This window comes from Streptomyces sp. NPDC058662 (assembly GCF_042716255.1).
Taxonomy (GTDB): domain Bacteria; phylum Actinomycetota; class Actinomycetes; order Streptomycetales; family Streptomycetaceae; genus Streptomyces.
In genome coordinates, this window is the sequence record NZ_JBHXRU010000012.1 from 61249 (window position 1) to 75157 (window position 13909).

General features: G+C 70.1%; 12 protein-coding genes. 10 read left to right on the plus strand and 2 right to left on the minus strand.

The features are described 5' to 3' along the window. Positions 1-47: 47 nt before the first annotated feature. Positions 48-2780 carry a pyruvate dehydrogenase (acetyl-transferring), homodimeric type gene (gene aceE / locus ACFWUQ_RS07420; RefSeq protein ID WP_384534142.1) on the minus strand — a complete coding sequence of 911 codons (2733 nt, stop codon included), beginning with the start codon at positions 2778-2780 and terminating at the stop codon, positions 48-50. Positions 2781-3220: 440 nt separating this feature from the next. Between aceE and ACFWUQ_RS07425 the strand changes: the two genes are divergently transcribed. From ACFWUQ_RS07425 to ACFWUQ_RS07450, 6 genes are all read left to right on the plus strand, one after another. After that, on the plus strand, positions 3221-3652 hold the full coding sequence (locus ACFWUQ_RS07425) for a DUF3052 domain-containing protein (protein ID WP_384534145.1): 432 nt from the start codon (positions 3221-3223) through the stop codon (positions 3650-3652). A gap of 149 nt (positions 3653-3801) precedes the next feature. Beyond that, positions 3802-4260: a peroxiredoxin gene (locus ACFWUQ_RS07430; protein WP_384534236.1), complete on the plus strand. Its 459-nt coding sequence runs from the start codon at positions 3802-3804 to the stop codon at positions 4258-4260. Between the two features lie 135 nt (positions 4261-4395). After that, positions 4396-4971 (plus strand): TerD family protein, encoded by a 576-nt coding sequence (locus tag ACFWUQ_RS07435; protein WP_384534148.1) that lies wholly within the window; start codon positions 4396-4398, stop codon positions 4969-4971. A 207-nt stretch (positions 4972-5178) separates the two neighbouring features. Then, positions 5179-5754, plus strand: a complete 576-nt coding sequence (locus ACFWUQ_RS07440) for a TerD family protein (RefSeq protein WP_384534150.1) — start codon at positions 5179-5181, stop codon at positions 5752-5754. 34 nt (positions 5755-5788) lie between these two features. Beyond that, positions 5789-6901: a DUF475 domain-containing protein gene (locus ACFWUQ_RS07445; protein WP_384534238.1), complete on the plus strand. Its 1113-nt coding sequence runs from the start codon at positions 5789-5791 to the stop codon at positions 6899-6901. Positions 6902-7018: 117 nt separating this feature from the next. Continuing rightward, entirely contained in the window at positions 7019-7759 is a 741-nt protein-coding gene (locus ACFWUQ_RS07450; protein ID WP_384534153.1) for a Tellurium resistance, read from the plus strand. A gap of 18 nt (positions 7760-7777) precedes the next feature. Here ACFWUQ_RS07450 and ACFWUQ_RS07455 read toward each other — a convergent pair whose 3' ends face one another. Further along, the gene (locus ACFWUQ_RS07455) at positions 7778-8524 is read right to left on the minus strand and encodes a TerD family protein (RefSeq protein WP_384534155.1); all 747 of its coding nucleotides are present in this window, start codon (positions 8522-8524) and stop codon (positions 7778-7780) included. A gap of 194 nt (positions 8525-8718) precedes the next feature. Here ACFWUQ_RS07455 and ACFWUQ_RS07460 point away from each other — a divergent pair, with 194 nt between their 5' ends. The 4 genes from ACFWUQ_RS07460 to ACFWUQ_RS07475 are packed head-to-tail and all read left to right on the plus strand — an operon-like array spanning position 8719 to position 13899. Beyond that, a complete protein-coding gene (locus tag ACFWUQ_RS07460) occupies positions 8719-9885 on the plus strand; it encodes an HpcH/HpaI aldolase/citrate lyase family protein (protein WP_384534158.1) in 1167 nt (388 codons plus the stop codon). A gap of 8 nt (positions 9886-9893) precedes the next feature. Next, positions 9894-12416: a phosphoribosyltransferase gene (locus ACFWUQ_RS07465; protein WP_384534161.1), complete on the plus strand. Its 2523-nt coding sequence runs from the start codon at positions 9894-9896 to the stop codon at positions 12414-12416. After that, complete coding sequence (locus tag ACFWUQ_RS07470; protein WP_384534164.1) at positions 12413-13243, plus strand: HAD family hydrolase; 831 nt, start codon at positions 12413-12415, stop codon at positions 13241-13243. Before ACFWUQ_RS07465 ends, ACFWUQ_RS07470 begins: the two co-directional genes overlap by 4 nt. Then, positions 13240-13899, plus strand: a complete 660-nt coding sequence (locus ACFWUQ_RS07475) for an O-methyltransferase (protein ID WP_384534166.1) — start codon at positions 13240-13242, stop codon at positions 13897-13899. The genes ACFWUQ_RS07470 and ACFWUQ_RS07475 overlap by 4 nt, the downstream gene beginning before the upstream one ends. Positions 13900-13909 lie beyond the last annotated feature (10 nt).

Here is a 13909-nt window from a genome sequence, read left to right on the forward strand (position 1 = left end):
GGCCCCCGGCATCCGCCGGGGGCCACCTCACGCTGTCACCCGCACCTCTAGGCGTCGCCGCCCGCGGGGCCCGGATCGGCGGCGGCCACGTCCAGCAGCTGGTACCGGTCCACCGCCTGCTTCAGCACCGACCGGTCGATCCGGCCGTCCTTGGCGAGCTCGGTGAGCGTCGCCAGGACCACCGACTGGGCGTCGATGTGGAAGAAGCGCCGGGCCGCGCCGCGGGTGTCGGCGAAGCCGAAGCCGTCCGCGCCCAGCGAGGTGTACCGGCCCGGCACCCACCGCGAGATCTGGTCCGGGACCGCCCGCATCCAGTCGGAGACGGCCACGAAGGGACCCTCCGCACCGGACAGCTTGCGCGTCACGTAGGGGACGCGCTGCTCCTCCTCCGGGTGGAGCAGGTTGTACTCCTCGACCTCCACGGCCTCGCGCCGCAGCTCGTTCCAGGAGGTCGCCGACCAGACGTCCGCCCTGACGTTCCAGTCCTCGGCCAGGATCCGCTGCGCCTCCAGCGCCCACGGCACGGCCACGCCCGAGGCCAGGATCTGCGCGCCGACCGTTCCGGACGCGCCCTGCGACACCCGGTGGATGCCCTGGAGGATGCCCTCCACGTCGACGCCCGCCGGCTCGGCCGGGTGCTGGATCGGCTCGTTGTAGACGGTCAGGTAGTAGAAGACGTCCTCGGCCTGAGGTCCGTACATCCGCCGCAGGCCGTCCTGGACGATGTGCGCGATCTCGTAGCCGTAGGCCGGGTCGTACGCCACGCAGCCCGGGTTCGTCGAGGCGAGCAGCTGGGAGTGACCGTCCGCGTGCTGCAGGCCCTCACCCGTGAGGGTGGTCCGGCCCGCGGTGGCGCCGAGGACGAAACCGCGCGCGAGCTGGTCGGCCATCTGCCAGAACTGGTCACCGGTGCGCTGGAAACCGAACATCGAGTAGAAGACGTAGACCGGGATCAGCGGCTCGCCGTGCGTCGCGTACGCGGAACCCGCGGCGATCAGCGAGGCCGTGCAGCCCGCCTCGGAGATGCCGTCGTGCAGCATCTGTCCGGTCGGCGACTCCTTGTACGCGAGCAGCAGGTCGCGGTCGACCGCCTCGTACTGCTGGCCCAGCGGGTTGTAGATCTTGGCACTCGGGAAGAACGCGTCCATTCCGAAGGTCCGGTACTCGTCCGGCGCGATCAGCACGAAGCGCTTGCCGATCTCCTTGTCCCGCATCAGGTCCTTGAGGATGCGGACGAAGGCCATCGTGGTGGCGATCGACTGCTGGCCCGAGCCCTTCTTGGCCGCCGCGTACGCCGTGTCCTCCGGCAGCGGCAGCGGCTTCGCGCGCACCACCCGGGTCGGCACGTAGCCGCCGTGCGCGCTGCGCTGGTCGTGCATGTACTGGATCTCGGGCGAATCGCGGCCCGGGTGGTAGTACGGCGGCGCGCCGCTCTCCAGCTGCTGGTCGGTGATCGGGATGTGCAGTCGGTCGCGGAACCGCTTGAGGTCGTCGACCGTCAGCTTCTTCATCTGGTGCGTGGCGTTGCGGCCCTCGAAGTTCGGGCCGAGGGTCCAGCCCTTGACCGTCTGCGCGAGGATCACGGTCGGCTGGCCCTTGTGGGCCTTGGCCGCCGCGTACGCCGCGTAGACCTTCTTGTGGTCGTGGCCGCCGCGGCCGAGGTGCTGGATCTGCTGGTCGGTCATGTTCTCGACCATCGCGCGCAGGCGGTGGTCCCCGCCGAAGAAGTGCTCGCGGATGTACGCGCCCGACTCGGTGGCGTACGTCTGGAACTGCCCGTCCGGCGTCGTGTTCATCTTGTTGACCAGGATGCCGTCGCGGTCCTGGGCCAGCAGCGGGTCCCAGGACCGGTCCCAGATCAGCTTGATGACGTTCCAGCCGGCGCCCCGGAACTGCGACTCCAGCTCCTGGATGATCTTGCCGTTGCCGCGTACCGGGCCGTCGAGCCGCTGAAGGTTGCAGTTGACGACGAAGGTCAGGTTGTCCAGGCCCTCGCGGGCGGCGATCGACAGCTGGCCGAGCGACTCCGGCTCGTCCATCTCGCCGTCGCCGAGGTACGCCCACACGTGGGACTTGGAGGTGTCCGCGATACCGCGCGCCTCCATGTACCGGTTCATCCGGGCCTGGTAGATCGCACCGAGCGGGCCCAGGCCCATCGAGACGGTCGGGAACTCCCAGAAGTCCGGCATCAGCCGCGGGTGCGGGTAGCTCGAAAGGCCGTACGGGGCCTTCGACTTCTCCTGCCGGAACGCGTCGAGCTGCTGCTCGGTGAGCCGGTCCAGGAGGTAGGCGCGGGCGTAGATGCCGGGGGAGGCGTGGCCCTGGAAGAAGATCTGGTCGCCGCCGTCGCCCTCGTCCTTGCCCCGGAAGAAGTGGTTGAAGCCCACGTCGTAGAGGGACGCCGAGGAGGCGAAGGTGGCGATGTGGCCGCCGACGCCGATGCCGGGGCGCTGGGCGCGCGAGACCATGACGGCCGCGTTCCACCGGGTGGCGTTCAGGACCTTGCGCTCGATCTCCTCGTTGCCGGGGAAGAACGGCTCGTCCTTGGTGGCGATCGTGTTGACGTAGTCCGTGCTGCGCATCTCCGGCACGGCCACGCGCTTCTCGCGGGCCCGCTCGATCAGCCGCAGCATCAGGTAGCGGGCGCGCTCGCGGCCCCGCTCGTCGACGGCGGCGTCCAGGGAGTCGAGCCACTCCTGCGTCTCCTCCGGATCGAAGTCCGGGACCTGACTCGGGAGGCCGCCAATGATGATCGGATTGCGATCGGATGCGGAAGCCACGCTGTTCCTTCGCTGTCGGGGGAGTCGTTCCTTGGGTTCGCCGCCTCCCATGCTCTTACGCCGGACCGTAATCGTCATCTTTACCCCCGGGTAACCCCTGGGGCGGGCGAGGTCCGCGGCAGGGGAGGATCATGGGGGGAGCGGTCAAACCGCAACCATACGCTCAAGCCGGGCATCGTTTTCGTATGGCCGTTCGTCCCTCAAACAGGTAGGAAAGTCCTCAAGCGGTGCCGAATGAGCTGCAATGGTGTGGGATGAATCACGAGAGCTGTACGCGGGGAGGCTGAAAGTTGCGGCGAGACGGCCGCAATCGTCACCGTTTCGACGGTCTCGGCGGCCGGGTACTTGCGCGATCCGCCGCGCCCGTGTGGACTACGCCCAATGCTGCGCGTACGCGCGCCGCCCCGAGACATTCACCGAACATGAGCAGGAGGCACCCCGTGAGCGCGACCGCGGACCACGCGGAGAGCCTGGCCGCCCGGCTGGGTTTCCAGTCCGAACAGGTGGTCCAGGAGATCGGCTACGACGACGACGTCGATCAGGAATTCCGTGAGTCCATCCAGGACCACATCAGCAACGACCTCGTCGACGAGGAGTACGACGACGTTGCCGACGCGGTGCTGCTGTGGTTCCGGGAGGAAGACGGCGATCTGACCGACACGCTGGTCGACGCCACAGAGCTGGTCGAGGACGGCGCACTGATCCTGCTGCTGACCCCCAAGACGGGCCGCCCCGGCTACGTCGAGGCCAGCGACATCAGCGAGGCCGCCGAGACCGCCGGCCTTTCGCAGACCAGGAGCATCAGTGTGGGCAAGGAGTGGGCGGCCACCAAGCTGGTGACGCCCAAGACCGCCGTCAAGTCCAAGCGCTGAGCCGCGCCCGCAGCCGAGCGGACACGCAACCGCACCCCGCCGACCCACCCCGGTCGGCGGGGTGCGTGCGTTCCCGGCGGGACCGCGCCTAGGCTTGGCCTCACCCGAACGGCCCAACGCACTGAAGCAGGAACGAAGGGATGCGAGAGATGGCGATCGAGGTCGGCAGCAAGGCCCCGGACTTCGAGCTCAAGGACAACCACGGCGCCACCGTGCGGCTCTCCGACTTCCGGGGGGAGAAGGCCGTCGTGCTGCTCTTCTACCCGTTCGCCTTCACCGGTGTCTGCACCGGTGAGCTGTGCGAGCTGCGCGACCAGCTGCCCCGCTTCCAGAACCAGGACGTCCAGCTCCTCGCGGTGTCCAACGACTCCGTGCCGACCCTGCGGGTCTTCGGCGAGCAGGAGCACCTGGACTACCCGCTCCTGTCGGACTTCTGGCCGCACGGGGAGACCTCGCGCGCGTACGGCGTCTTCGACGAGGACAAGGGCTGCGCGGTCCGCGGCACCTTCATCATCGACAAGGACGGTGTGGTGCGGTGGACCGTCGTCAACGGGCTGCCCGACGCGCGTGACCTGAACGAGTACATCAAGGCCCTCGACAGCCTCTGAGGCCGTCGCCGGCTCAACGCCGCAGTTCCCCGCGAAAACCGCTTGCGGGCGGGAACCCGTCACTAGGATCGAATCGTTGATCCGGTAGCAAACGCACGACGGGGCCCCGCCCCACACGAAACCTATGGAGGACCCGTGGGAGTCAGCCTCAGCAAGGGCGGCAACGTCTCACTGACCAAGGCCGCACCCAACCTGACGGCGGTCATCGTCGGTCTGGGCTGGGACGCTCGCACCACCACCGGTGTCGACTTCGACCTCGACGCCAGCGCGATCCTGACCAGCGACCAGGGCAAGGTCAGCAGCGACGCGAACTTCGTGTTCTTCAACAACCTCAAGAGCCCCGACGGCTCGGTCGAGCACACCGGTGACAACACCACCGGCGAGGGCGAGGGCGACGACGAGGCCATCAAGGTCAACCTCGCCGGCGTCCCCGCCGAGGTCGCCAAGATCGTCTTCCCGGTCTCGATCTACGAGGCCGAGAGCCGCCAGCAGAGCTTCGGCCAGGTCCGCAACGCGTACATCCGCGTCGTGAACCAGGCCGACAACACCGAGCTCGCCCGCTACGACCTCTCCGAGGACGCCTCGACCGAGACCGCCATGGTCTTCGGCGAGCTCTACCGCAACGGCGCGGAGTGGAAGTTCCGCGCCATCGGCCAGGGCTACGCCTCCGGCCTGCGCGGCATCGCACAGGACTTCGGCGTCAACGTCTGAGCCCCTGCGCCCCAGCAGTAGTCCCGCCCGTCCGGCGCCGTGCACTGTGTGTACGGCGCCGGACGGGCTTCGGCTGCTCCGCTCCACGCGCTCGACCCGCTTCACTCGCTCGATCCGCTCCGCCCGCTTGACCCGTTCCACGCGCTGGACCCGCTCTGCGGGCGTACCGCGCCACCCGCATCACCGTCGTTCGGGGAGGACAACAGCATGGGCGTCACACTCGCCAAGGGGGGCAATGTCTCCCTCTCCAAAGCCGCACCGAACCTCACCAGGATCCTGATCGGCCTCGGCTGGGACGCGCGCTCGACCACGGGGGCCGACTTCGACCTCGACGCCAGTGCGCTGCTGTGCAACAGCGGCCGGGTGCTCGGGGACAGCTACTTCGTCTTCTACAACAATCTGCAGAGCCCCGAAGGCTCCGTCGAGCACACGGGCGACAACCTCACCGGCGAGGGCGACGGGGACGACGAGACCGTCATCATCGACCTCACCAAGGTCCCGCAGAACGTGGACAAGATCGTCTTTCCGGTCTCGATCCATGACGCGGACAACCGCCGGCAGAGCTTCGGCCAGGTCAGCAACGCCTACATCCGCGTCGTGAACCAGGCGGACGGGCAGGAACTGGCCCGCTACGACCTCTCCGAGGACGCCTCCGGCGAAACCGCGATGATCTTCGGTGAGGTCTACCGGTACGGAGGCGAATGGAAGTTCCGGGCCGTGGGACAGGGGTACGCGTCAGGGCTGCGGGGCATCGCTCTAGACTTCGGGGTCAACGTTTCGTAAAGCCGCAACAAGACGTATGGGGTGTCAGGTGCCAGTGGTTCTGAAAACCTTCGGCTGGTCGTTCGCCATCACGGCGCTCGGCCTCGCCTTTGCCGCGTGGCAGTGGGGGTGGGAGGCGTTCGGGGTCGTACTGATCCTGTCGATCCTCGAAATCTCGCTGTCCTTCGACAACGCGGTCGTCAACGCCGGAATCCTGAAGAAGATGAACGCCTTCTGGCAGAAGATCTTCCTCACCGTCGGCATCCTGATCGCCGTCTTCGGCATGAGGCTGGTCTTCCCGGTGGCGATCGTCGCCATCAGCGCCAAGGTCGGCCCCATCGAGGCCATCCAGCTGGCCCTGGACCACCCCGAGCAGTACGAGGCACTGGTCACCGACGCGCACCCGGCCATCGCCGCCTTCGGTGGCATGTTCCTGTTGATGATCTTCCTCGACTTCGTCTTCGAGGACCGCGAGCACAAGTGGCTCTCCTGGCTTGAGCGCCCGCTGGCCAAGCTCGGCAAGGTCGACATGCTGTCGGTTTGCATCGCCCTGATCGCCCTGCTCGGCTCGGCGATGACCTTCGCGGTCAACGCGCACACCAGCACCGGACACGCGGACAAGTCCGCCACCGTCCTGCTCGCCGGCGTCGGCGGTCTGATCACGTACCTCATCGTCGGCGGCCTCTCCTCGTTCTTCGAGGGCAAGCTGGAGGAGGAAGAGGAGCGGGAGTTCGAGGAGGAGAAGCAGGCCGCGGCCCAGGGCAAGCCCGTCTCCGCCGTCGGACTGGCCGGCAAGGCCGCGTTCTTCCTGTTCCTCTACCTGGAGGTCCTCGACGCCTCGTTCTCCTTCGACGGGGTCATCGGCGCCTTCGCCATCACCAACCACATCTTCTGGATGGCGCTCGGCCTCGGCATCGGCGCCATGTACGTCCGTTCGCTCACGGTCTACCTGGTCCGCCAGGGCACCCTCGACGACTACGTCTACCTGGAGCACGGCGCGCACTACGCGATCGGCGCCCTGGCGGCCATCCTGCTCATCACCATCCAGCACGAGATCAGCGAGATCATCACCGGCCTCATCGGCGTGGTGCTGATCGCCGCCTCCTTCTGGTCCTCGCTGCGCCGCAACAAGCGCCTCGAACTGGAGGAATCCGCCGCGAAGGCATGATCGCGGCGGTAATGCGGAACGCTCCATGGCGGGGCGGCCGGGCGGGTCCGAGGACCCGGCGGGCCGCCCCGCTTCCGTAGGGACACCAGGGGACGCAAGGGAGCAGGGGGGCAGGGGATGGGCTTCTTCGACGGCATCAGGGGCAGCAGGGCGGTGCACTTCCAGTCGGGCAGCGCCTCGTCGAACGCGATCGAGCTGACCAAGCGGCATCCGACGGTGTCGCTGACCAAACAGGGAGCGGTCCACGGCAATCTGCGCGTGAACCTCTCCTGGCGCATGCGCACCTCGGACATCGGCGGCCGCTCCGGGCAGAGCGGACAGCTCTTCCGGCATCCGTTCAAGCTGTTCAAGCCCGACATGGTGCAGGCGCACACCCAGGGCATGGTCAACGTCGACCTCGACATGGGCTGCCTGTACGAACTGACCGACGGCACCCGGGGCGCCGTGCAGCCGCTGGGGAACCTCCTCGGCGACATCAACGACCCGCCGTACGTCAAGCTCAGCGGCGACGACCGGTTCGGCTCGGCCTCGGGCGAGACCCTCTACGTCAACCTCGACCACGCGGACGAGATCAAACGGCTGCTGGTCTTCGTCTACATCTACGACCAGACCCCGGCCTTCGACCGGACCCACGCCATGATCACCCTCTACCCGGTCACAGGGCCGCGGATCGAGATCCCGCTGGAGGAACGGCAGCCGCAGGCGAGGTCCTGCGCGGTGGTCTCGCTGGAGAAGGTCAAGGGCGAGCTCGTCGTACGGCGCGAGGTGAAATTCGTGTACGGATTCCAGGCCGAGCTGGACCGCCTGTACGGGTGGGGGCTCCAGTGGGGGCGGGGCTACAAGTCCACCAAGGCCTGAGTGCCCCGCCCGGGCCCGTCAGCGGCGGATGAACTGGGGGCCCTGCACCGGCAGCCGGAAGGACGGATCGCCGCCCGGTCCCGGCACCGGGGCCGGGGACACCGGCTGCGGGTACCCGTACGCCGGCGGGTCGGAGGGCGGGGCCTGCGTGGGCGGCGCCATCGCGGTCGTCTCCTCGGAGGCGGGCCCCGGTGCCTGACCCGCGGCGGCCTCGCCCGCGCTCTCGTCGACCGAGATGCCGTGGTCCGTCGCCAGCCCGATCAGCCCGTCGGAGTAGCCCTCGCCGAGCGCGCGGAACTTCCACCCCTCGCCCCTGCGGTAGAGCTCCCCGCAGATCAGCGCCGTCTCGGCGCCCGTCTCGGGCCGTACGTCGAAGAAGGCCAGCGGCTCGGAGCCCCCCGTCGCGGTGGCGTCGTACAGGAGGATCCGCAGGTCGCGGACGTGCTCGAAGGGGACGTCCTCCGCGGAGGCGACCACCAGGATCCGGTCCACCACCGGGGGCACCGTCCGCAGGTCGGCCTGCACGGCGTCGGTGACCGCCTCGCCGAGCTGCTTCTTGCCCAGGCGCCAGACGGCCCCCGAGGGGTGCCGGGGCTGGTTGTAGAACACGAAGTCCTCGTCCGAACGCACTCGGCCGTCCGCCCCCACGAGCAGCGCGGAGGCGTCCACGTCCGGCACCTCGGGGCCACTGGTCCAGCGCAGCACCGCCCGGACCGCCACGGCGGTCACCGGGACGTTCGAGCCCTTCTGCATCGCGTGCGTCATGCCCGTCATCCTGCCCTCCCCGGGTGGATCGGGACAATGCGGCCCCCCGTAGGGCCTTGTTTCGAACGGGAGACCTGGGCATGGTGCAAGAGGGTTACCTGAACTTCATGTGCTTGAGGAACTCTTGACTCGTGTTCGTACGTACTATTACCGGCCACGCCAGTTGGGCCGCCGAAGCAGTACGGGGGAAGCACATGCGTCACTTCGGGCACATATCGCCCACCGTCCGAAAGGACCTCTTCCACCAGGAGCCGGCCGAGTTCACCGGAGCCTCACCCGCCCGTACCCTCGCCGCCGCCCTGGGCGCCACCCTGTACAGCCCCGCCACCCGCCCCAGGCTCGCCGACGACATCCGCAAGCAGGCAGGCCGCGGAGTCGTCTCCATGGTCCTCTGCCTGGAGGATTCCATCAGCGACGCGGACGTGGCCGGAGGCGAGGAGAACCTCGTCCGGCAGTTCACCGAGCTCGATGCGGACGAGTCGGAGCTCCCGCTGCTCTTCGTCCGGGTCCGCACGCCCGAGCAGATACCCGACCTCGTACGGCGCCTGGGCGGCCCCGCGCGCAGACTGGCCGGATTCGTACTCCCGAAGTTCACCGAGAGCCGCGGCACGGCCTTCCTGGACGCGGTCGCCGCGGCCGAGGCCGCCGCCGGACTGCCCCGCCTGTACGCCATGCCCGTCCTGGAGACCCCCGACCTCCTCCACCTCGAAACCCGGGTCGAAGCCCTCGCCGGCATCTCCCGCACGGTCAACCAGTACCGCGAGCGGGTCCTGGCCCTACGCCTGGGCGTGACCGACTTCTGCTCCGCGTACGGCCTGCGCCGCACCCCGGACATGACCGCCTACGACGTCCAGATCGTGGCCGGCGTCATCGCGGACGTCGTCAACGTCCTCAGCCGCGCCGACGGCACCGGCTTCACCGTCACCGGACCGGTGTGGGAGTACTTCCGCAGCCAGCAGCGCCTCTTCAAGCCCCAGCTGCGCCGCAGCCCCTTCCTGGAGGAGGGCGTGGAGGACCTGCGCACCTCCCTGATCGAGCACGACCTCGACGGCCTGCTGCGCGAGATCGAACTCGACCGGGCCAACGGACTCCTCGGAAAAACCTGCATCCATCCCGCCCACGTCACGCCGGTGCACGCCCTGTCAGTGGTCTCCCACGAGGAGTTCAGCGACGCCCAGGACATCCTGCGCCCCGAGCGCGGCGGTGGCGGAGTGATGCGTTCCGCCTATACGAACAAGATGAACGAGGTGAAACCCCACCGGGCCTGGGCCGAGCGCACCATGCAGCGCGCGGAGGTCTTCGGTGTGGCGAAGGAGGAGGTCGGCTTCGTCGACCTGCTCACGGCCGGGCTCCAGGTGTGAGTCCGTCCTTGACGACGAGGAAAGGCAAGACGATCGAAGCGGTGTGGTCGGGAACCTGGGTCGCGGACCGGCTGGGCGTTCGCCTGCAGGAGGCCGCCGGAGCCTTCGGGGCCGCCGGAGCCTGCGGGGCCGCCGAGCCCGGAGCGCCGCGGCTCGCGGAACTGCTCGGGCTGGCGCTGCGGCGCAACCCCAAGCGGGCGCACCTGCTCGTCTCCCAGGTGCTGGGCAAACACGTCCCCCAGTCGCCGGAGGCCGTCTATGCCGCCGGCCACGGACTCGGCGTACGGGTCCGGGAACTGCTGGGCGCCGCCGACGCGGCCCGCGCCGTCGTCCTCGGCTACGCCGAGACCGCCACCGGACTGGGCCACTGCGTCGCCGACGGGCTGGGCACCGCGCCCTACCTGCACTCCACGCGCCGGCCCGTCCCCGGCGTCGAGCCCGCCGGAGGCTTCGAGGAAGCCCACTCCCACGCCACCTCGCACCTCCTGCTGCCCGAGGACCCGGCCCTTCTCGCCGGCAGCGGGCCGCTCGTCCTCGTCGACGACGAGTTCTCCACCGGCAACACCGTCCTCAACACCATCCGCGACCTGCACGCCCGCCATCCGCGCGCGCACTACGTGGTCGTCGCCCTCGTCGACATGCGCTCACCGGCCGACCGCGACCGGCTCACCGCCTTCGCCGCCGAGATCGGCGCCCGCGTCGACCTGGTGGCGCTGGCGTCCGGCACCGTGTCCCTCCCGGAGGGCGTGCTGGCCAAGGGCCAGGCCCTGATCGAGGAGTACGAGTCCCGGGCGACCGCCGACCCGGACCCGCGGCCCGTACCGGGCAGTGGCCGCCGCACGGCAGCATGGGAGCCGGTCGCCCTCGACTGGCCGGCGGGCGTCCCCGACGGCGGCCGGCACGGCTTCACCCCTGCCCACCGCACCGCACTCGACGCCGCCCTTCCCCGCCTCACCCGGCAGCTCACCGACGCCCTCGGCCCGCGGCCCGGCCGGATCCTCGTCCTCGGCAACGAGGAGCTGATGTACGCGCCGCTGCGCCTGGCCAAGGCCCTGGAGGAGGCGGGCACGGCCGACGAGGTCCGCTTCTCCACCACCACCCGCTCGCCCGTGCTCGCCGTCGACGACCCCGGATACGCCATCCGCACCCGGCTCGTCTTCCCCGCCCACGACACCCCGGCCGACGGACCCGGCGACCGGTACGCCTACAACGTCGCCGGAGCCGGCTTCGACACCGTCCTCGCCGTCGTCGACTCCGCCGGCGACACCCCCGAGCTCCGCACCGGACTCCTGGCCCGCCTCGCCCCGCACACCGGCCGCGTCCTGCTCGCCGTCGTACCGTCCCGCACCCCCCGGGCCACCCCCCACACCTCCGACCGGCAGGAGCCGACCATGCCCGAGCCCCTGCGCGGCCCCGCCTTCTCCTCGTACGCCCCCGAGGACGTCGGCTGGCTGCTCCAGGACTTCTCCGACGTGGAACTGGAGGCCCCGACCGAGGAGCGCGAGGAGGCCATCCAGGCGGGCGGCGCGCACTACGCCGAGTCCCTCCCGGTCGAGTACCAGCCCTCCCCCCAGTACCAGGAGCTGTACCAGAGCGCCCTCACCGCGTCCGCGGCCCGTATAGCCCGGGCCGTCGGCACGGTCACCGAGACCGTCCTCGCCGAACGCTCCCCGTCCCCCGTGCTGGTCTCCCTGGCCCGCGCCGGCACCCCCGTCGGCGTGCTGATGCGCCGCTGGGCGCAGGCCCGCCACGGCCTGGACCTCCCGCACTACGCCGTCTCCATCGTGCGGGGCCGCGGCATCGACGCGAACGCCCTGCGCTGGCTGACCGCCCACCACGACCCCGCCGACATCGTGTTCGTCGACGGCTGGACCGGCAAGGGCGCCATCACCCGCGAGTTGAAGGCCGCCCTCGCGGACTTCCCCGGCATCGACCCCGAGATCGTCGTCCTCGCCGACCCCGGCTCCTGCGTACCCACGTACGGCACCCGCGAGGACTTCCTGATCCCCTCCGCCTGTCTCAATTCCACCGTCTCCGGTCTCATCTCGCGTACGGTGCTCAGGTCCGACCTGGTCGGACCCGCCGACTTCCACGGCGCGAAGTTCTACCGCGAGCTCGCCGGGGCCGACGTCTCCGCCGCCTTCGTCGACACCGTCGCCGCACACTTCGACGAGGTCGCCGACGCCGTCGCCGGGGAGGTCAAGGAGATGCTCGCGGCCGACCGCACCCCCACCTGGGAGGGCTGGGCGGCGGTCGAGCGGATCAGCGAGGAGTACGGCATCCACGACGTCAACCTGGTCAAGCCCGGAGTCGGCGAGACCACCCGGGTGCTGCTCCGCCGCGTGCCGTGGAAGATCCTGGCGCAGCGCGGCGCCGGGGCGGACCTGGACCACGTACGGCTGCTCGCCGAGCAGCGCGGGGTCCCCGTGGAAGAGGTCGACGGACTGCCGTACACGTGCGTCGGACTCATCCACCCCCGATTCACGCGCGGCGCCACCGGCGCCGACGGAAAGGCTGTGGCCTCGAAGTGACTGTCCTGATAGCCAGCGATCTCGACCGCACGCTCATCTACTCGGCGGCCGCCCTCGGCCTGACCATGCCCGACCCGGTGGCGCCCCGGCTGCTGAGCGTCGAGGTGCACGAGAGCAAGCCGCTGTCCTACATGACGGAGACGGCGGCGGAACTGCTGGCGCAACTGACCGCCGACCCGACGGTCGTCTTCGTCCCCACGACCACCCGCACACGCAAGCAGTACCAGCGGATCCGCTTCCCCGGACGGCCGATCCCGTACGCGATCTGCGCCAACGGCGGCCAGCTGCTCGTCGACGGAGTCCCGGACCGCGACTGGCGGCGGCAGGTCGCCGCGCGCCTGGCCGAGGAGTGCGCCCCCCTGGCGGAGGTGCACGCCCACCTCCTGGCCGTGGCGGACCCGGCATGGCTGCGCAAGGCGCGGTTGGCCGAGGACCTCTTCGCGTACCTCGTCGTCGAACGCGCCGAGGTCCCCGAGGAGTGGGTCAAGTCCCTCGCCCGCTGGGCGGAGGAGCGGGGCTGGACCGTCTCCCTCCAGGGCCGCAAGATCTACGCCGTGCCCAAACCGCTGACCAAGAGCTCGGCGATGCGCGAGGTGGCCCGCCGGACCGGGGCCACCGCGACCCTCGCCGCGGGCGACTCCCTGCTCGACGCCGACCTGCTCCTGGCGGCGGACGCGGCATGGCGCCCGGGCCACGGCGAACTCGCGGACGCCGGCTGGACGGCGCCCGCGGTGACGGCCCTCGCCACGGCGGGCGTCCTGGCCGGCGAGGAAATCGTCCGCGCGTTCATCCGCGAAGCGGAGCGGCTCGGCACACTGGGCGCATGACCAAGGGCAACAGCACCAAGATCACTGACGAGCTCTACCGGTACATGCTCGCCCACAACCCCCCGCTGGACGAGATCCAGCGGGGGCTGGTGGCGACCACCTACGAGAAGTTCCCCGACGTCGCCGACATGCAGTCGGCGGAGGAGCAGGGCCCCCTGCTGGCCTTCCTGGTCCGGCTGACGGGCGCCCGCCACATCGTGGAAGTGGGCACCTTCACCGGCTTCTCGACCCTCTCCATGGCCCGGGCGCTGCCCGAGGGCGGCCGCCTCATCGCCTGCGACGTCTCGGAGGAGTGGACGACGTACGGCAGGCGGGCCTGGGAGGCGGCCGGCGTCGCCGACCGCATCGAACTGCGTATCGCCCCGGCGCTGGACACGCTCCGCGCCATGCCGGCGGAGCCGCACATCGACCTCGCCTACGTGGACGCGGACAAGGAGAACCAGATCGCCTACTGGGAGGAACTGGTGCCCCGGCTCCGCCCCGGCGGCCTGATCGTCACGGACAACACCCTCTTCCACGGCGCCGTCCTCGACGCGTCGGCCACCGGCTCGGCGGCGGGGGTCCGCGCCTTCAACGACCACGTCTCGGCGGACCCGCGGATGGAGTCCGTCCTGCTGGCGATCTCGGACGGCCTCACCCTGTCGCGCAAGCGCTGACGCCGTCGCG